Here is a 17,416-nt window from a genome sequence, read left to right on the forward strand (position 1 = left end):
TCGACCCGACAACCAGTCGCCAAACTTCCAGTCGGATTGAGCACTCCTGCTTCCAGGCCCGTCACTCGCCAAAGTGCCGGGCCTGATGCATTTACTCGGGCGGCATGTCGAGCTCTCCGTCCTTGAGTTCCGGCGTCGGCCACCAGGTGGGGAGGCCGCGGTCTGTGAGGTCTTCGCCGAGGTGGTCGATGACCCGCTCGAGGAAGACGGCAGCCGATACGCCAGCGTGGTCGGCGAGCTTCTCAAGCCGTTCCTTGCTGCGCTCTTCTATGAGCCAGCTGACTCGGACAGGTCGCTGGCGCGTACCGCGCGGAAGTCGTTTTGCTGGCATACCCGCCACGTTAGTGGTGCATGTTCCGTTAACTGACCAGGCGCGCTTAGGTCCATGCGAGACCCGCAATTCCGCGGCTCGCACGGAGCGCGAAAAAGTGATGCTGGCAGACGACGACACGCGGGGACGCATCACAGATAGCGCCCGCTCTCGCTGGGTTTCGGGTAGCATAAAGACACCTCCTGGCAGGCAATGTTTGTGGGTAATCCGGACCGAGGTTTGGTCGCTGAGGTCCGGCGAAATTCCTATGAGGCCCCGTTCGAGAGAGCGGGGCCTCTTTCGTTAGCTGGCGATTCTGTGGCGCAGCTCTTCTGCGTTAACGATTCTTGTGATGCCACCGGCTGCGGTGAACGGCAGCGGGATGCTCGTGGGGGAGCTTTCCGGGCGCATGCCTTCGAGCGTGTCAAGCGACTTTGTGGGCTGGGGAGCATGCTCGGGCATGTCTAAGGCGTTTGCCGCGATATAGACGAGGTAGTCGCCATAGCTCAAGCCCAGCAGCGTTGCGTTGCGCTGAATAACTTCAGCGAGCGGCCGCTCGGGTTTGGCGGCGATTGGAACCCGGTCGCCCTTACGTGGTCTTCCCATGAGCCCAATCATGGGGTGCCTAGGTTTTCGATTACGGTAACGGCCCGGCGTGTTGCGGTTACGGAAATAGAAATCCACTGCTGACGTGCGATGGTTTCGGATCGGTGCTCATTGTCGTACGTGGGGCGGCGCGGCAGTATGGTGGCGGCCATGCGTCTACTTCCTGTGCGAGATGCGAGTGGGACGCCGACGTTGTGGGTCAACGCCGACCACTTGGTGAGTGTCCAGGCCGTCTTTCGAGTGAGCAGTGTTGTCTCCTTGAGCGTCGAACTGAAGATGGATGGCATGCCGTTGCAGCGGGTTTCGTTGAGCGAGTTCGAGGACCGAGCGGCAGCGGAGTCGGCTTTCAGCGTTTTTCTGGGGGAGCTGCAGGCGGAGACCCGCGACTGATGCACGGCTTGATCGTCAGGTCATTGGCGGTCCATCCCGGGATTTGATGCCTGGATGGCGACGACGGCGTACACGTCGCCCAGCTCAACGACGTCGCCGTCATGAAGCTGGAACGGCTGCCACGGAGTGAGGCCTCGTGGGGGTTCTTGCGCACGCCCAATCCGGGTGCCGTTGGAGGACGCGCGGTCGGTCGCCCAGAGGCTTGCGCGCTCCCAATGGAGCCGAAGGTGGGTGCGAGAGACGCTTCTGGCCTGATCGTCAACGGCGGTCAGTTCGACCTGTTCGCCCGGTTCGGCGCTGGGCCGTCGACCGACGAGAGCGCCGCCCGGGGGAATGTGGGCAATGTGGCCGGTGCTGAACGTGAGGGTCGCCCCGAGCGTTGATGGATGGGGCGGGATCTTCCGCTCCGACAGCCGGGTCCGCTCCAACACGTCGTCAAGTGAAGTTGGGTCAGCGTCGAAGCTCGACTCGCAAGTCATCGCGGGCGGTAGGAAATGGTGGGTGGCCACAGGCGAGACATCTCGGGTGGGGCTCCGGTATGCGGGCGGGGAGGGCGCCGGGTGGGCTGACGGTTTGTTGGCGGCGCTGGGGGAGTGTGGGTGGGCCGCCGGCGTGGCCACGTCTCTCTTGCGGGCGCGTCGCGGTTTCTCCGCGACCGGCTCGAGGTCGGTGATGGTCCCGCTCGGGTGAACGGCGACCAGCCACCGGCCGTGTGAGTCGGTGATTTGCATGCGCACGGGACGGCGCAGCTCGACGGCGAGTTCGGTAGCGAACGCGGTGACAGCGCGCCGCGTGTACTCGGGGGAGCCGACGGGGTAGTCGTGGTGCTGCCCGGCGACGTTGAGGTGGCCGCTCCCGTCAGGTGCGACGTTGACGTAGATGACGGGGTACGAGGGGACCGGGGGAATGCTCATCCAGGCATCCGGCACGAGTCGGGGGGACAGATCTCCATACCGAAGGCTTTGTAGAAGTCCACCGGGTTCACGAAGCCGTGCGTGCTCGGAGGGCCGCCGAGGTCTTCGCCGGCGGTAAGGCCGGCGATCGCACTGTCGGCGGTGCCCTCTTTGTTGATGCGGAGGTCGAGGTGGCATCCGCCAGAGACGCCCTCGTTGCCGACGAGGGCAATCGGCTGCCCCGCAGTGATCGGGTCTCCTACGGCGACCGAAACGTCGCTCAGGGTGACGTGGAGGTATGAGGCGCTCCATCCGTCGGGGGCTTTGATGGTGACCTGGATGCCGCCGATGTAGGTGACGGTGCCGTCGCTGATGGAGTAGATCTGGTCGCCGCAGGGGTTCGGCCAGTGCTGCAGGTCTACGGCGGGGTGCCACGATGATGCGCCCGGGATCGTGACCGGGCGGGGGCCGTAGTCGCTCGTCATGTTGTAGCCGGGGCTCAGGGGGTAGACGACTTCCCCGGTGGCCGCGCATCCGCCGGAGGCGGTGCCGTCGCCGGCGAGGGCGGTGACGACCTGGTCGGCCGCGTCGAGGAAGCGCTCATAGTGGAACGGGTCGGCGTTGCGCTGGACCTTGTGCGCGGCGATGGTGGGCTTGAGGGTCTGCCACTCAGGGATCGCGGCGAGGCGAGTGAAGAACTGGGTGGCGGCGTAGGTCGGGTCCATCACCTGGTCGCGGGTACCCCAGCTGCCCATGCACCACTGTTGCTGGAAGAGGCCGAGCGAGCACGTGGGCGAGCCGTCCGGGTTGGTGACGCCGTTGATGTCATCGCCGTAACCGATGTTGCGGAGCGAGCTCTCACCCATAGCGGTCATCACGCCGATGACCTGGGCCTGCCGGTCGAGACCGAGCGGAACAGCGGCGTTCATGATTATCGCCGCGTTAGAGAGCTGGTCGCCGGAGTAGCTGGCGACGGGCTCCTGGGGGACCTTTTCGGGGTCGACACTGCCGGCGCCGCCGACGCACGCGGCCGCGGAACCGGCGCCGGTCATGAACAGGAGCACTAGGGCGAAGACGCTTGCGATGACGACGAGGGGGACGGCGACGAGAATCGGTCCGGTCTTGGAGCTACCCTCAGCCATGCCCTATCCGTCCGCCGGTCGGATGCGGTCGGCCAGCCACGGCGCGTCCGGGCCGGGGCGGCTCATGCTGATGTTGTACGGCCCGGCGTCGGTGGGAACCTGCACGATCAGAGCGACCTCCGTCGACGCCGGCAGGATCGTTCCGGGGCCCGTCACCTGGCGCACCGGGACGTTAGCCGGGTCGGTGTCCTCATACGCGGTCGCACCTGCCTGGGTGAGTTGCGGGTACAGCCCCGCAATCCATGCGTCGTACCTGAGGTCCGGCCGGGCGAACGCAGTCACGGCCCGTTCGGCAGCCACGATCGCCGCGCTCTGACTGTTTTCGGTCGCCTCTGGGACGGGCTCGACAGTCTCATCGTCGAAGGGTGGAGAAGGATTCACCGGGGTCGTGGGTGTCGCCGCCATCGATGGCCGGGTGGATGTGTACACGGGTATCGGCTCGTTGCTGCTGCTGGCGCACCCGGTAAGAGTGAAAGCGAGCATGAGTAGAACAGGCGGAGCGGCGGCGCGCATGCGGTTCAGGCCGAGCCGAGGACGCTCGCGAGGAGCGAAAAACTCCTGACTGTATTCATCCATACGAGATTTCCAACTTTCGGTCAGACCCTAGCCCTGCCCTAAACCGGGCTAGGGCCTGACGCGGCGCTTACAGGCACCGCGCGCGCAAGGCGCCAGTGCGGCGCCTGGCGAGCACTAGGCGACATCGTGAAGCTCGGCATGCACAGTTTTATACAACCATGTCTCATGGTAAATAGCACCACCCGCCGCGACGTATATAGGATCTTCGGCGAAGCCAACGGCAGTCGTCTACGATTACGGTGTGGGTCGTGGCGCTGCCGGACCGCCCTCTCGGTACTCCCGACTTGTGGCGGCAAATATTGACCGTCTCCGTAGGGAGGCGGGCCTCACTGTGGGCGATCTCATCAGCCGCGCCGGCCTCACCAAGAGTTACTACCAGTCCCGCGCTGGATTTCAGCTGCCATACAACACGAACGACATCGAGGCACTGGCCGCGGCCCTGAAGGTGACCCCTGCAGATCTGGCCACCCCAGACCCCGCCCCTAGCAGTGAAATTCGCGTGCCCGCGGCGGTGGTCGCGTCTCGCGTGCGTCGGCTTCTAGATGAGCAGGCCGCAGATGAGGCAGCCCTCCTCGCTCACCTTCGCGACATTGACCCTGGATTCGCCATCAGCGCGCAGGAGTTGCTGACCTCCACGGCATCGACTTCGGTCGTACCGGAGGGAATGCTGAAGGCGATCGCGCAATGGGCCGACGTCCACCCCGCTTATCTCGCGGACCCGACTGAAGCAGCCGTTGCCGATCGCACCGATGCGGAGCTGGAGCTCCGCGCCGTCATGAGGGAGGTTGGCGCGAGCAGAATTCAGTTTCGCGCTGTCGGAGAGATGTCTCCCGACGCGCTTCGCGCGATCGCTAGTTCCCTGCGGGCAAGAGCCGGCACGTCTTCTTAGCGACGTAGAGAGGCTTGAGGGTGAACATCACGGACGAAGTCCTCGCCAACGTGGCGCGGCGCGGCGATCGCGCACTTTCTCGTGCACAACTTCGGCAGGGAATGACCTTCTCTGAAGTCATCGGTGCAGTCGAAGACGCCCTCGACTTCCGGCTTTCGGTCGTCCCTGAAACTGACACGTCGGGGTGGGGAACCCTTACCGGGTACCTCACCTACTACCCAGACCGCCGGGAGAGCCACGTCCACGTCCGAGCCTCTGACTCACCGCTCTACAGTCAATTCGCTGCGTGCCATGAGCTGGGTCATCTGCTCGATGATGTGCACTGCACGGGCGCGCTGCACGAACGGTCGTCGATTCCCGCGGGGATCAACGATGCGCTCACCAAGCCCCAGCTCGAGGCTGAGCTTGTTGCCGAGTACGTCGCTCACCGCATAGCCCGGATGATGTACACCAGCCCTCGCGTCGCCGAATTGTCGTGGTGACAGTCCTTCTGATCGACGCCGCTCTTGTCGGCCTCCTCACCGTGGTCGTCGCCCGGGCCACACTTGCATTCCGCCAGCCCCGCGCGCGCATAGCGTGGCTTGCCGCTTTCCTGGGTTCGCTCGCTTTGCTCACGCAGGGCACCGTCATCCCGCTCGAGTACCTCGATGGTCTGCTGGGCGGATCGAACGTCCTAAAACTCGTACAGAACGTCTTGACGATGATCGCATTGTGGCTGGGGATCCAGGTCGGGACGGCGCCCGCTCAGGCTCGGATTCGGACACTCCCTTGGGGCCCGCCGACCATCCTCGCTGGTGTGTTCACTCTCGCCTTTGTGCTGATCCCCGAACGCGGCGCGACGTCGTTCCAATTCGTGGAAGTCGGCGCCGACGCGTCGATGTCAATCTGGCTGTACGGAGTCGTGCACATGGTCGGCATTGCCCTCATCGGGCTTCTGCTCTTCCGTTCCGCACGCGCAGCATGGCCCACCCCCAAACGCTTCTTTCGCGTGGGTGCGATTGCCATCGTCATCGCATGTGCAACGGAAGTGGTCGACCTGACGCTCACGAGGTTCGGGGATCCCATCCCGACCGTGACGGCCCTCTTTGATCCGTTTTTCTACTTGGGCGTACTTGGCCTTGTCGGCGGCGCCATGGCCGCGTGGGGCGCAACCCGCCGCGTCAGGCTCCGTGGTGAAAAGCTCCAGGCCCGCCTCGAGGCGGTCGCCCAGGGTCGCGACATCACGGACTTCGCAGTGATGCCTGCGCAAGGGTCGGCTGAAGACCGGTTGTATTCGCTCAGGGTCGGTATCGAGGATAACGCGATCGCACGATCCGAGCCCCTCGGCAACGAGGAGCGCGCCCTTCTCAGCCAAGTCGACGCCTATCTGACCCGCCCAGCGACCGGAGCACATACTTGATTCGATCCATTGCTATCGCAGCCGGCGCTACGGTTGCCAGCCTTGTGGCCGTTAACCTCGCGGTCGGCGGATACGTCGCACGGCGCGTCATCGCACCACGGAGCAGCAAGCTGGCCGTTCCCGTCCGAATTGTCGGAGACACGGTCGTGATCCCGACCTCTGAAGACACGGTCCAGCCGGGCCGGTACGGGATCTGGCTGAGCAATGGCGCGCACGTTGCCGTAGGCGACGTACTGCACTCGGACAACGGCCAAGTGACGCGTGCTCTCGTCTTCCGTACCAACAGCGCGGGCGACGAGAGCACCACTGGGGTTTGGAGCTCCCAGTACATCCCCTCACCCGACCAGGTCGGAACTTCGACGACGGTGGCAGTCCCCCTTACGTTGGGCGACACCGCGGAGGCGTGGCAGATCCGGCCGGACACAGCAGTCGGCGGCCGCTGGACGATTCACATACACGGCCTCCGCTCGAGCCGGTTCGGCGCCCTGCGCTCCACCCCAGCCACCGTCGACGCGGGCTGGACATCCTTAGTCGTTTCGTATGCCGGCGACGACGAGCGTCTCCCTGCCGAAGGCCGCCCATCCTCGCTCGGGACGAGTGAATGGGTCGACGTCGAAGACGCACTGCTGTACGCGGTTTCCCAGGGCGCCAAGGAGATCGTCCTCGTTGCGTGGTCGATGGGCGCCACCATCGCACTCCTTGCGCTGGAGGACTCGTCAGTCAAGGACCGCGTCGTCGGCCTTATCCTGGTAGCGCCCGCGGTCCAATGGTCGCGCGTTGTCACCAACGCCACCAGCGCCGCCCATCTACCCAGCACCGTCGCCGCCGCAGCGCTCCATGTGCTCGGCAGTCCCATCGGCGCGAAGGCGCTCCACCTCGCTGAGCCGGTCGACGCAAGATCGCTTAACTGGATCGACGGCCGTCGCGGCACAGTAACGCTGCCTACTCTCATCCTCCACAGCCGCTACGACCCGGTAGTCCCGTTCTCGGGCTCCGCGGACTTTGTCGCAAGCCACCCCGAGGCGCAGCTCGTCGAGTTCTCCACTACGGGCCATTGCAACGAGCCGAACCAGAACCTTGAACTGTTCAACCACAGCATCACAACCTGGCTCAAGAAACTCGTCGCGCGGTGAGCTAGTGCTCGTATTCAGGATCCGCCCTAGGTTGTAATTACGGATGTGCTTGGCATACTGGGGTAATGACGAGCGCCAATCCCTGGTTGACCGGCCCGGAGCAAAGCCCCGATCCGCAACCCGACGTTGCACCTCCCTCCACACGGAAGGAACAAGCGCGGATTGGTTCGGTCGCGCCGCAGGCGGGAGTCGCGGTGCCCGACACGGCCGACCGCCTGCCGCGGTACCTGCAAGCGTGGCAGGCAACCGTATGGTGGCTGGGAGTGCATGGGGGAGCGGGCGAGTCGACGCTCGCTGCCCTCACCGCCGGCAGTCGGCCGGCGCAGCACGGATGGCCAATACCTGACACTGCCGGCACCGTGCACCGCGTGGTTCTCGTCGCGCGCACCAACTGGGGTGGCCTTACCGCGGCGCAGCGCGCTGCGACGGAATGGGCATCGGGCGCGCTCGGCGACGGCGTGCAGCTCGGCGGTCTAGTGCTGGTCGCCGACGCTCCCGGCCGCCTTCCCAAACCGCTACGAGACCTCCAACAGGTGATCAGCGGAGGCGTGCCGCGGGTGTGGACGCTCCCGTGGGTTCAGACCTGGCGTCTCGGGCCGGTCGAAGCTTTCACTTCCCTCCCCAGAGAGTTCCGTGCACTGCTGGCGGATCTGCAACTGACTACAAGCAGCTCCGCTCACAACTGAAAGGACACCTCATGTCGCCACAGCTCCTCGCCGCGGAAGCGGTCAACTTCATGGCAGCCCTACCCGACCCCGCGCCGGTGGCCCCTCCCGGCTTCGACGCGGTAACGACAATCCTCGGGTGGGCCAAGTGGGTCGGCCTCATCGCGGCGATCCTCGCCTTGATCGCGGTGGCCGTGATGTTCATGTTCAATTCTCGTCGCGGCGAAGCCGGCCAGCACATTGGCACCTTCGTGGCGATCCTTGTCGGCGTCATCATCATCGGCGGCGCGACGAGCCTCGTCGGCTTCATTTCCGGCGCTTGAGCTCCTCGAGAGGACTGACAGATGAGCAACGCTGAATCGGCTGGCCCGTTTCGCCGGAGACGCTTCGTCATCGCCGCGATCGCCGTGGGGGCGATCGTGCTTCTCGGAGCCGTCGCGATCATCGCGTCTCTTCTGGCCGGCGGCAACGACGAAGAGGCTGAGCCGACGCCGACCACGAGTGTTTCCAGCTCGACCGACGCAAGCGACCCCGATCCGAGCGTGTGCGGACTCGACGGCTACGAAGAGGGGAGCTCCCTGGACGCGCCGCCCACCAACGAATGGGAGCTCGTAGGCACGGTGGCGGCGCCGCTGTCGGATGACGCAGGGCCGGGCGTAGTTGAGAACAACGGCTTCCGGAATTGCTACGCGCACACGGCCGAAGGGGCCCTCTTCGCCGCAGTGAACTACACGGCCGTCGGAACCGACGCCACGCTCGCGCCCCAGTTGCCCGGCCTTGTCGCCACCGGGCCCGGAAGGGACGCCCTAGCGACGCAGATCGCCGCCGCTGGCGGGGCACCGTCCACGAACGCTCAGCGCGCTCAAGTGACCGGTTACAAAATCGCCTCATACAGCGGCGACTCGGCAACGATCGACCTTGCTCTCGATTACAGCACGACCGGGTTGGTGAGTCTCCCTCTGCGGCTCGAGTGGGAAGGCGGCGACTGGAAGATGATTCTCACTGACAGCGGCAAGCCACCTCTCGCCCCAAGCCAGCTCGAAAACCTTGGCGGCTATACGCCCTGGGGCGGCGCGTAATGGCATGCGCTCCTGGTGACATCGTCTGCAACGTCGGAGAAGGCATTGGCGATGTCGTCTCTCAAGCGTCGAACGACGCGATTCAGGAACTCACAAATCGCGTCATGGAGGGCTATGGCAAAGCGGTCGCAAGCATGGGGAGCATGTGGGTTTCCGTACCAACCCCGATCCTGACGGCCGGGGACGGCTCGACAACCGGCGGAGGTACGCCGCCCGGAAGCGAAGCCTTCACCACGATCCTCAGCTACATCACGTACATCGGACTGGCCATTGCCGTCCTCTCCCTTATCGGGCTCGGGGCGCTCATCGCGCTGCGCATACGCCGCGGCGAGGGACTCCGGAGCCTCGGAGCCCTGGGCGTGGTGTTCGTCGCGGTCATTCTCCTCTCGGGGGCCTCGTCGATCGTCGGCGGCTTGCTGAGTGCGAACGCGCCCGGAGGATCGTCGTCGGCGGTCGGCTACCTTCAGAACTCGTTGTGGTTCTACGTGGGTGGTCTCGCGATTCTCTCCGTCGTCATCGGAGGCATCCGCATGGCCTGGGAGCAACGCGCGCAGCCCGGCAAGGATCTGATTCAGTCACTCCTCACCCTCATCGTCGTCTCAGGCGCCGGCCTGGCAATCCTCACGCTGGCCGTCACCGCAGCCGACGCCTTCTCGATCTGGGTGCTCAACAACGCCACCGACTGCGACGTCTCGGTCGGAGGCGCATCACAGTGCTTCGGAACAAACGTCTCAGCGATGATCGCGCTCAGCGTCACCTCTCCCATCGGAATCATCGGCGTGCTGATCCTCGGCGCAATCGCGCTTCTCATGACCTTCGTCCAAGTCGCGCTGATGGTCGTCCGTGGCGGCCTCCTCGTAATCCTCGCGGGCGTGCTTCCGCTCGCAGCGAGCTTCACCAACACGCAGATGGGCAAGCAGTGGTTCAGCCGCATCGTCGGTTGGACCATCGCGTTCGTGCTCTACAAACCGGCGGCCGCGCTGATATACGCCGCGGCCTTCCAACTCATCGGCACTGACGCTTTCCAGGACGACGGTGGCGGCCTCTGGTCGATCCTCACTGGTCTCGCGCTGATGCTTATGGCACTGGTGGCTCTTCCTGCGCTACTGCGCTTCGTGGCACCGATGACGGGTGCTGTCGCGGGCGGCGGCTCAGGTGGCATGGCCCTCGCCGGCGCTGCCGGTGCGGCGGTCGGCGAAATGGCCACGGGCGCGATCCGCCGGTCATCTGGCGGCGGCGGAGCCTCGAACGGTGGCGGTGGTGGAGGCGGCGGCGTGAATGTCGCCCCCAGTGGTGCGAGCTCGGGCGGGGGCGGCGCGACCGCCTCCCGCCTGGCTCCCGTGGGTGCTGGTGGCGGTGGAGGTGGTGCTGCTGCGGGCGGCGTTGCGGCCGGTGGGGGAGCGGCCACGGGTGGCGCAGCTGCCGGCAGCGGCGCAGCCGCCGGCGGAGCGGCTGCAGCTGGTCCGGCCGCCCCTGTCGTGATCGGCGCAAAGATCGCCGGGGACGCAGCGAAAGGCGCGGCCAACGCCGCCAAGGGAGCCGTGCAGTCCGCGGCCGATGACTCGGCCAACGGCCCTCGCGGCTCGAAGTAGATGGGGGCTCCGTGATGACGATGAGAACCAACGAGACTCGCGACTACACGCCGCGCAGCTACGGCAACTGGACCAAACCGAAGACGGTGGGATTGCTCGGGCTGAGCGCCCTGGGGACGGCGATCCTCTTCGCCGGCGCCGGATTCGCCGTTGTCGTCACGATGTTCTCAAACATCGGCAACGGCGCACTCACGGGTCTCGTCTTCGGGCTCTTCCTACTGACGGTGGCCGCCAAAGACAAGCACGGACTGAGCCTGCTACGACGGGCCACAACAAGGGTGGGATGGATGTTCACAAAAGCGAAGGGCACGCACATCTACCGCTCCGGGCCCCTCGGCCGTGCGGAGTGGGGCACAGCGCAGCTGCCCGGCCTCGCCGCCGGCTCGCGCCTCACGGAGTGGCAAGACAGCTACAGCCGACCGTTCGCCCTGCTCCAGGTGCCTTCCACCTCGGATTTCACCGTCGTTATTGGCACGGAGCCGGACGGCGCAGCACTCGTCGACGGCGAGCAGATCGACGCCTGGGTCGCCGAGTGGGGCCACTGGCTCAAGAGTCTCGGCGATGAGCCCGGTATCGAGTCGGTGTCCGTCACGATCGAGACAGCGCCCGACACAGGTACCCGTCTTCGGCGCGAGATCTCCGGCCGCATCGACCGGAATGCACCGGAGTTCGCCAAGCAACTCCTCGGCGACCTGGTCGACCGCTACCCCGCGGGCTCCGCCACCATCAAGGCATTCGTGGCGATCACCTTCAACGCTTCCGCTCGACCGGGCGGACGTCGCCGCACGCCCGAGGAGATGGGCCGCGAACTCGCGTCGCGCCTCCCCGGCATCACCCAGGGCCTCACCGCCACGGGTGCCGGCACCTCGCGCCCTCTCAGCGCACAACAGGTGTGCGAGGTCATCCGGGTCGCGTACGACCCGGCTGCAGCGCGCCTGATCGACGAGGCCAACGCCGCCGGCGAACCGCCCGAGCTCTACTGGCCTGAGGTCGGCCCGACCGCTCATCAAGCGGGCTGGGACACCTACCGGCATGACTCGGCTCTGTCAGTGACGTGGATGATGAGCGGAGCACCTCGAGGCAACGTCCCCTCCAGCGTCCTCTCGCGGTTGCTGGCTCCGCACCGGGACGTCGCCCGCAAGCGGGTGACGCTCCTGTATCGGCCGATCGACCCGGCGAAAGCGGCCGCGATCGTTCAGGCCGATGTGCGCGCGGCGAGCTTCAACCTGACGTCATCGAACCGCCCGACCGCCCGCAACATGACGGATGCTCGAGCGGCTCTCGCGACGGAGCAAGAAGAATCGTCCGGCGCGGGCCTGGTGAACTTCGGCATCCTCGTGACCGCCACGGTGCTCGACGCCTCCCAGGAGGCGGACGCGAAAGCCGCGATCGATAGCCTCTCTGCCACGGCGCGGCTTCGGCTGCGCGTCGTGCACGGTTCTCAGGACTCGGCTTTCGCCGCGGCGCTGCCGTTGGGCCTGGTCCTGCCGAAGCATCTCCGGATGCCCGCTGAGGTAAGGGAGCAGCTGTAATGCCTTCACTCGACGACCATCGCCGCCGCGCCCAGAAGCGCAAGCCCCGGGAACTGCCCCGCGAGAAGCCCACGCGCGCGGAGCGGGAGAAGAAGCCTTCCCTGCGTATCCCGGGCCCGCGTGGCTGGCTCGGCCGTGCTCGAGGCGAGGCATCGGTGATCGACCCCGTCGAGGAGTGGCGTGGAACCACGGTGCAGGTCTGCGGACTGCACCCGTTCTCCATCGGCACGGGAACCCCGATGATCGGCGTTCCGATGGGGCTGCAGCTGTTCACTGGTGCGACCGTCTGCGCCGATCCCGTCAGCTGGTTCCAGGACGCCGACCTGATCTCCAACCCGTCGATGTTCGTGCTGGGCTTGCCCGGCCTCGGCAAGTCGACCTACACCCGCCGCACCGCAGCGGGGCTCGCGGGTCTCGGCACCCTGCCGTTGGTGCTCGGGGATCTCAAGCCCGACTACGTCGACATGATCAAGGCCCTCGGTGGCCAGGTGATCACCCTCGGCCGCGGCCGAGGGAATCTGAACATTCTCGACCCCGGCGAGGCGTACGAGGCCGCTGAGCGCCTTCGAGCCGCCGGCAAGGAGAAAGAGCGCATCCAGGTCCTCGCCGACGCCCACGGGCGCCGGCACACGATGGTGTCCGCCCTGTTGACGATCCTCCGGAAGGAACCCCCGACGGACCGGGAGGAGTCGATCATCGACCGGGCGCTGCGGGTGCTCGACGAGCACCATGAGGGCGTTCCCGTCCTCGGGGATCTTCTGCGCGTCATTCAGGAGGCACCCCAGGAGATCCGTGACGTTGCCCTGGACCGCGGCAACGACGAGCGGTACAAGGCGATCACCGAGAACCTCGAGGCCTCGCTGATCAGTCTCACCACCGGAGGGCGGCTGGGGGAGACGTTCGCTCACCCGACCACCGTGGCGATGCAGCGTGACCGTCCCGTCGTCTACGACGTCTCCTCGATCGACGATTCCGACACCGACCTTCAGGCCGCGATCCTGCTCGCATGCTGGTCCGCCGGTTTCGGCACCGTCAACGTCGCGAACGCGCTGGCCGACGCCGGGCTCGAGCCCCGGCGTCACTACTTCGTCATCCTCGACGAGCTGTGGCGGGCGCTGCGCGCCGGGCGAGGCATGGTCGACCGCGTTGACGCGCTCACGCGCCTGAACCGCCAGCGAGGCGTCGGCCTCGCGATGATCTCCCACACCATGAGCGACCTTCTCGCCCTCCCCAGCGAAGAGGATCGGATGAAGGCGCGCGGCTTCGTTGAGCGCGCCGGCATGGTCGTGTGCGGCGGGCTCCCGAACGCTGAGATGGGCATGCTCACCAGTGCTGTGCCGCTCTCGCGCGCCGAGCAGGAGTTGCTCACCTCCTGGCAGGACCCCGGAACCTGGGACACCGGCCCCGGCTCCGAACCGCCCGGGCGCGGCAAGTTCCTCATCAAGGTCGGCGGGCACCCCGGCCTCCCGATCAAGGTCGAGCTCGTCGAAGCCGAGCGGGCGATTAACGACACCAACAAGCTCTGGCATGCCACCACGGCGTTCCCCGAACCGGACGAGTCAAACCCGATGATTGGCCTCGAGGACGCCGAGCACACCGCACACGAGTTCGCCGTCGAGACCGACGGCGCAGCACTTATCGAGGATGCGGGCGCCGCATGAGCGCCACCAACAAGCGCGGACAGGGCATCGAGCCGTCCACGATCGCGCTCCTCGTCGCGGTGCTCCTCGTTCTGGCCGTGCTGGGCAGCACCTGGGCCGCCGTCGCCCTCGGCTCACGGCTCGACGGACTCAACGAGGGCCGCACGGGCGACCCCTATGAGGTGTTCTTCGGGGTGATCCGCGGCACCGTCGTGTGGCCGCCTTCCGCGACGTGGATTCTCCTGGGGCTCGTTGCGATTGTCCTCGCGCTGGGGATCCTCGCCGCGGTGGCGATCGTGCGTGCTCGTCGACGCCGCAGCGCCGTCGACGGCGCCGCCACCCACATGGGCAAGGGCAAGCAGCTGCGCTCACTGTCGGCCACAGGGGCTCGTCAGACCGCGCAGCGCCTCGGCGTCGACGACTGGCTCGGCGTCCCGATCGGTGTCACCGTCGCCGGTCGCCAGCGCCTCTACGGCTCGCCTGAGGACATGCACGTCGATATCTGGGGCCCCCGGACAGGAAAAAGCACGAGCCGGGCAATCCCGGCGATTCTGTCTGCTCCCGGCGCCGTTCTCACGACCTCGAACAAGCGCGACGTGCTCGACGCCACGCGCGACGTTCGCGCCGCGAAGGGGCCCGTGTGGGCCTTCGACCCGCAGCAGATCGCGCTCGAGGCCGCGACCTGGTGGTGGAACCCGCTGAGCTACGTCACCGACGACACCAAGGCGGCCAAGCTCGCCGCCCACTTCGCCTCCGGCTCACGCGCCGGGGACGCCCGCGCCGATCCCTACTTCGACAACGCCGGTCAGGATCTCCTGGCCGGCTTCCTGCTCGCCGCGGCGCTCGACGGCCGCCCGATAACCACGGCGTTCACCTGGACCACGCGCCCCGGAGACGACACACCGGTCGAGATCCTCCGCGACCACGGCTATCACCAAATGGCGGATGCCGTCGACGGCCAGGTGAACGGTGAGTCCCGACGACGCGACAGCGTCTACGGGACCGCCGCGCAGATGGCGTCGTGCTTGAAGGTCCGCGCCATCGCCGAGTGGGTGACGCCCCAAGGACGGGACGGCGCATCTGACCCTCGCCCGCAGTTCGATCCCCACGCGTTTGTGCGGGGCTCTGGCACGCTGTACTCGCTCTCCAAGGAGGGCCGGGGCACCGCGGGCCCGCTGGTGACCGCGCTGACCGCGGCGACCGTGGAGGCGGCCGAGGAGCTCGCTACGACCCAAGCCGGCGGACGTCTGTCCATCCCCATGCTCGGCGTGCTCGATGAAGCCGCCAATGTGTGCCGCTGGCACGACCTCCCCGACCTCTACTCGCACTACGGCTCTCGCGGGATCGTGCTCATGACGATCCTGCAGTCGTGGTCGCAGGGCGTTCAGGTGTGGGGCCGGGAAGGAATGCGCAAGCTCTGGTCGGCGTCGAACATCGCCGTCTACGGTGGCGGTGTCAAAGAGCCGGAGTTTCTCAACGAGCTCTCGCAGATGATCGGCGACTACGACCGCCGCACGACGTCGACGAGCGTCGGCCGCGGCAACCGCTCCACCTCTCACGGCATTCAGCGAGAGCGCACTATGGACGTTGCCGACCTGGGCTCGCTTCCACGCGGCCGCGCGATTGTGTTCGCATCCGGAGCGCCGGCCACCCTCGTCGAGACCGTCCCCTGGATGAAGGGACCGTACGCCGACGCCGTAAAGGCGTCGATCGCGGCCCATGACCCCGCAGCGCGCACCGCGGCGGCTCCGACCGCCACGGCTATCGCTGACCACCCCGAGGGGGAGCGGTGAGTGAGTTCGATGGCTTCCGCGACGACGACGACCTCGAGGACGACGTCGAAGAGATCCCCCAGCTGTTCTACGGCTCCGCCGACGAATTCTTCCGCGAGCGGCTGCGTTACATGTACGCCCGCAAGGTGGGCGCCAGCGCCGAGTTCCGCTGGGCTGCACGCTGGTGGGAATCGCCCGAAGCCGTCGCCCGCCTCGAGGCGATCTGGCGCGCCTGGGAGCACCTACGACAGGATGCCGCGACGGGCTCGAGCACCTGGTGGGCGGAGCACGCCGACCACCACATGCCCATCCTCATGAGCCCTACCGGCCCATTCGCGAAGTCCGAAGACACGAACAAGCACGGCGAGCCGCTGCCGTACGAGCCCCCGCCTGACGGCTTGTTTCCAGACATGCGCCTCCAATGACTCACGAAAAAGGAGAACCGATGATCACTCGCGAGGACGCCAACGACGCGCTGCAGCGCGTCGGGATGGTGGCAATGATGTACTACCCCGAGGTGCAGGTCGACGATCCGGAGTACCGTCTCAGCGACGACGTCACCTGGTGCATGGAGCCTCTCGGCGCGGTCTCCGACACCGCCCAAGCATCCCTCACCGAGCTTGTCGGCCTGGCCGTTGTTGATCCCACCGCGCACCGGTCGGCGCTGTTCGCCGCCGTGATGGATCTCGCCCCTGACGCTGAATAGCCGTGACCGCCTCGGACGCGTCCGATGACGAGCGCCGCGCACGTGCGCGGGATGCGCGCGTGCGCTGGGTCGCCGCGAACCCGAACTACCGCGCCGAGTACGAGCAGCAGCACCGCCCCCGCATCCTCGAGCAGAAGCGCGACGCGGAGAAGCGCCGCAAACTGAGGCTCCACGCCGCACAGGAGCGGCGGGTGAAGGCCCGTCAGCGGGCGAAACGCTGGGCCGTGGAGAACCCCGAGAAGACCCGCGCGCAGCGGCAGAGGTACCGAGAACGGCACCCCGAGCGTGTGAAGGCATCAGAGCGCGCCTACGCCGCCCGCAACCGCGAGGCCCGCACCGCGGCGGCACGTGACTACCGGGAACGCAATCCAGAGCGCACAGCGGCCGCAGCACAACGCTGGCAGCAACAAAACCGCGACCAGCTGACCGCGTACCAGCGCGACTACCGCTCGCAGAACCCCGCCGTGTACGAACGCACGCTCGCGTCCAACCGTGACGCCCGTCGACGCGACCGCCGGCTGAAAGCCCTCGGCCTGCCGGGTAAGCGGGTCCGTCGCACGAAGGTCGCCGAACGCATACGCAACGACCAGGCGGCCACGGCGTTCTTCACTCGCCTCCGCGGCCCCGACGAACGACGGCGCATCCTCGCTCAATACCAGTCCACCCCGCCTGAGCTCGTTGCCGAGTGGCAACGCCGCTCACGCCTCGGCAAGCAGCGAGCCGCAGCGCTCGAGCGCTTCCCCCAGCGCCTCGAGAAGTATCACGCGAAGCACGGTGACCGTCTCCGCGAAGAGGTGCGCATGGACTCCACCGCCCGCACGCTCCGCGGCGCTGCACCGCTGGCGATCGACGACGAAGTGAACCGTCGCGCGCTCGAGGCGGTGTGGCGGGCAACTGCCGGCCTCGGCCGCCCCGTGCCCGGAACGCCGCGCAAGCCCTCCGAGCCGTCCCGTCGACGCCGTGGAACAACGCATGATCCGCGAGATCTCGGCCGCAGCCGCTGAACCTTCTCTAGGGGGGGGGGGGGGGGGGGGGGGGGGGGGGGGGGGGGGGGGGGGGGGGGGGGGGGGGGGGGGGGGGGGGGGGGGGGGG

The 17,416-nt window shown here is 66.9% G+C and carries 20 protein-coding genes; 15 read left to right on the top strand and 5 right to left on the bottom strand.

Going from position 1 to position 17,416, the window contains the following annotated elements; all coding sequences use genetic code 11:
* Positions 1 to 91: 91 nt before the first annotated feature.
* Together DEA06_RS14710 and DEA06_RS14715 are read right to left on the bottom strand one after the other, a co-directional pair.
* Positions 92 to 331 carry a hypothetical protein gene (locus tag DEA06_RS14710; RefSeq protein WP_116648756.1) on the bottom strand — a complete coding sequence of 80 codons (240 nt, stop codon included), beginning with the start codon at positions 329 to 331 and terminating at the stop codon, positions 92 to 94.
* Positions 332 to 613: 282 nt separating this feature from the next.
* On the bottom strand, positions 614 to 916 hold the full coding sequence (locus tag DEA06_RS14715) for a hypothetical protein (RefSeq protein ID WP_133241795.1): 303 nt from the start codon (positions 914 to 916) through the stop codon (positions 614 to 616).
* Between the two features lie 258 nt (positions 917 to 1,174).
* Here DEA06_RS14715 and DEA06_RS16930 point away from each other — a divergent pair, with 258 nt between their 5' ends.
* Positions 1,175 to 1,306 carry a hypothetical protein gene (locus DEA06_RS16930; RefSeq protein ID WP_276308368.1) on the top strand — a complete coding sequence of 44 codons (132 nt, stop codon included), beginning with the start codon at positions 1,175 to 1,177 and terminating at the stop codon, positions 1,304 to 1,306.
* 20 nt (positions 1,307 to 1,326) lie between these two features.
* Here DEA06_RS16930 and DEA06_RS14725 read toward each other — a convergent pair whose 3' ends face one another.
* Genes DEA06_RS14725 through DEA06_RS14735 form a run of 3 tightly spaced genes read right to left on the bottom strand, consistent with a single transcriptional unit; the run spans position 1,327 to position 3,917 of the window.
* On the bottom strand, positions 1,327 to 2,220 hold the full coding sequence (locus tag DEA06_RS14725) for an FHA domain-containing protein (RefSeq protein ID WP_116648759.1): 894 nt from the start codon (positions 2,218 to 2,220) through the stop codon (positions 1,327 to 1,329).
* Positions 2,217 to 3,341, bottom strand: a complete 1,125-nt coding sequence (locus DEA06_RS14730; protein WP_116648760.1) for a M23 family metallopeptidase — start codon at positions 3,339 to 3,341, stop codon at positions 2,217 to 2,219. The genes DEA06_RS14725 and DEA06_RS14730 overlap by 4 nt, the downstream gene beginning before the upstream one ends.
* Before the next feature lie 3 nt (positions 3,342 to 3,344).
* Positions 3,345 to 3,917 carry a hypothetical protein gene (locus DEA06_RS14735; protein ID WP_133241796.1) on the bottom strand — a complete coding sequence of 191 codons (573 nt, stop codon included), beginning with the start codon at positions 3,915 to 3,917 and terminating at the stop codon, positions 3,345 to 3,347.
* Positions 3,918 to 4,248: 331 nt separating this feature from the next.
* On the opposite strand from DEA06_RS14735, the gene DEA06_RS14740 reads away from it, so the two are divergent.
* The 14 genes from DEA06_RS14740 to DEA06_RS14805 all read left to right on the top strand — a co-directional run bounded on the left by DEA06_RS14740 (position 4,249) and on the right by DEA06_RS14805 (position 17,328).
* Positions 4,249 to 4,806 (top strand): hypothetical protein, encoded by a 558-nt coding sequence (locus DEA06_RS14740; RefSeq protein ID WP_116648762.1) that lies wholly within the window; start codon positions 4,249 to 4,251, stop codon positions 4,804 to 4,806.
* A 20-nt stretch (positions 4,807 to 4,826) separates the two neighbouring features.
* Positions 4,827 to 5,288, top strand: a complete 462-nt coding sequence (locus tag DEA06_RS14745; protein WP_133241797.1) for a hypothetical protein — start codon at positions 4,827 to 4,829, stop codon at positions 5,286 to 5,288.
* Positions 5,285 to 6,205 (top strand): hypothetical protein, encoded by a 921-nt coding sequence (locus DEA06_RS14750; protein WP_133241798.1) that lies wholly within the window; start codon positions 5,285 to 5,287, stop codon positions 6,203 to 6,205. Before DEA06_RS14745 ends, DEA06_RS14750 begins: the two co-directional genes overlap by 4 nt.
* Before the next feature lie 44 nt (positions 6,206 to 6,249).
* Positions 6,250 to 7,338 carry an alpha/beta fold hydrolase gene (locus DEA06_RS14755; protein ID WP_165818036.1) on the top strand — a complete coding sequence of 363 codons (1,089 nt, stop codon included), beginning with the start codon at positions 6,250 to 6,252 and terminating at the stop codon, positions 7,336 to 7,338.
* A gap of 65 nt (positions 7,339 to 7,403) precedes the next feature.
* Positions 7,404 to 8,024 carry a DUF6668 family protein gene (locus DEA06_RS14760; RefSeq protein WP_116648766.1) on the top strand — a complete coding sequence of 207 codons (621 nt, stop codon included), beginning with the start codon at positions 7,404 to 7,406 and terminating at the stop codon, positions 8,022 to 8,024.
* 11 nt (positions 8,025 to 8,035) lie between these two features.
* A complete protein-coding gene (locus DEA06_RS14765) occupies positions 8,036 to 8,326 on the top strand; it encodes a TrbC/VirB2 family protein (protein WP_205781298.1) in 291 nt (96 codons plus the stop codon).
* A 21-nt stretch (positions 8,327 to 8,347) separates the two neighbouring features.
* Complete coding sequence (locus tag DEA06_RS14770; protein ID WP_116648767.1) at positions 8,348 to 9,082, top strand: hypothetical protein; 735 nt, start codon at positions 8,348 to 8,350, stop codon at positions 9,080 to 9,082.
* Positions 9,083 to 9,225: 143 nt separating this feature from the next.
* Positions 9,226 to 10,674, top strand: a complete 1,449-nt coding sequence (locus tag DEA06_RS14775) for a hypothetical protein (protein WP_116648768.1) — start codon at positions 9,226 to 9,228, stop codon at positions 10,672 to 10,674.
* A 20-nt stretch (positions 10,675 to 10,694) separates the two neighbouring features.
* Positions 10,695 to 12,206, top strand: coding sequence for an SCO6880 family protein (locus DEA06_RS14780; RefSeq protein WP_205781300.1), 1,512 nt, complete (start codon positions 10,695 to 10,697; stop codon positions 12,204 to 12,206).
* Complete coding sequence (locus DEA06_RS14785; protein ID WP_240606973.1) at positions 12,206 to 13,867, top strand: ATP/GTP-binding protein; 1,662 nt, start codon at positions 12,206 to 12,208, stop codon at positions 13,865 to 13,867. Before DEA06_RS14780 ends, DEA06_RS14785 begins: the two co-directional genes overlap by 1 nt.
* Positions 13,864 to 15,639 carry a TraM recognition domain-containing protein gene (locus DEA06_RS14790; RefSeq protein WP_116648769.1) on the top strand — a complete coding sequence of 592 codons (1,776 nt, stop codon included), beginning with the start codon at positions 13,864 to 13,866 and terminating at the stop codon, positions 15,637 to 15,639. The genes DEA06_RS14785 and DEA06_RS14790 overlap by 4 nt, the downstream gene beginning before the upstream one ends.
* On the top strand, positions 15,636 to 16,043 hold the full coding sequence (locus DEA06_RS14795) for a DUF4913 domain-containing protein (RefSeq protein ID WP_240606974.1): 408 nt from the start codon (positions 15,636 to 15,638) through the stop codon (positions 16,041 to 16,043). Before DEA06_RS14790 ends, DEA06_RS14795 begins: the two co-directional genes overlap by 4 nt.
* 20 nt (positions 16,044 to 16,063) lie before the next feature.
* Positions 16,064 to 16,324: a hypothetical protein gene (locus DEA06_RS14800; RefSeq protein ID WP_116648770.1), complete on the top strand. Its 261-nt coding sequence runs from the start codon at positions 16,064 to 16,066 to the stop codon at positions 16,322 to 16,324.
* A gap of 2 nt (positions 16,325 to 16,326) precedes the next feature.
* The gene (locus DEA06_RS14805; RefSeq protein WP_116648771.1) at positions 16,327 to 17,328 is read left to right on the top strand and encodes a hypothetical protein; all 1,002 of its coding nucleotides are present in this window, start codon (positions 16,327 to 16,329) and stop codon (positions 17,326 to 17,328) included.
* The last annotated feature ends 88 nt before the right edge of the window (positions 17,329 to 17,416 follow it).

The sequence above is a fragment of the Microbacterium sp. Gd 4-13 genome (assembly GCF_003095395.1).
GTDB lineage: Bacteria > Actinomycetota > Actinomycetes > Actinomycetales > Microbacteriaceae > Microbacterium.

Excerpts from the sequence above, each read along its gene's own strand:
- DEA06_RS14715 (WP_133241795.1), bottom strand. The coding sequence starts at position 916 with ATGGGAAGACCACGTAAGGGCGACCGGGTTCCAATCGCCGCCAAACCC.
- DEA06_RS14730 (WP_116648760.1), bottom strand. The coding sequence starts at position 3,341 with ATGGCTGAGGGTAGCTCCAAGACCGGACCGATTCTCGTCGCCGTCCCC.
- DEA06_RS14760 (WP_116648766.1), top strand. The coding sequence starts at position 7,404 with ATGACGAGCGCCAATCCCTGGTTGACCGGCCCGGAGCAAAGCCCCGAT.
- DEA06_RS14785 (WP_240606973.1), top strand. The coding sequence starts at position 12,206 with ATGCCTTCACTCGACGACCATCGCCGCCGCGCCCAGAAGCGCAAGCCC.
- DEA06_RS14725 (WP_116648759.1), bottom strand. The coding sequence starts at position 2,220 with ATGAGCATTCCCCCGGTCCCCTCGTACCCCGTCATCTACGTCAACGTC.
- DEA06_RS14710 (WP_116648756.1), bottom strand. The coding sequence starts at position 331 with ATGCCAGCAAAACGACTTCCGCGCGGTACGCGCCAGCGACCTGTCCGA.
- DEA06_RS14765 (WP_205781298.1), top strand. The coding sequence starts at position 8,036 with ATGTCGCCACAGCTCCTCGCCGCGGAAGCGGTCAACTTCATGGCAGCC.
- DEA06_RS14770 (WP_116648767.1), top strand. The coding sequence starts at position 8,348 with ATGAGCAACGCTGAATCGGCTGGCCCGTTTCGCCGGAGACGCTTCGTC.
- DEA06_RS14735 (WP_133241796.1), bottom strand. The coding sequence starts at position 3,917 with ATGGATGAATACAGTCAGGAGTTTTTCGCTCCTCGCGAGCGTCCTCGG.
- DEA06_RS14790 (WP_116648769.1), top strand. The coding sequence starts at position 13,864 with ATGAGCGCCACCAACAAGCGCGGACAGGGCATCGAGCCGTCCACGATC.
- DEA06_RS14775 (WP_116648768.1), top strand. The coding sequence starts at position 9,226 with ATGTGGGTTTCCGTACCAACCCCGATCCTGACGGCCGGGGACGGCTCG.
- DEA06_RS14780 (WP_205781300.1), top strand. The coding sequence starts at position 10,695 with ATGAGAACCAACGAGACTCGCGACTACACGCCGCGCAGCTACGGCAAC.
- DEA06_RS14800 (WP_116648770.1), top strand. The coding sequence starts at position 16,064 with ATGATCACTCGCGAGGACGCCAACGACGCGCTGCAGCGCGTCGGGATG.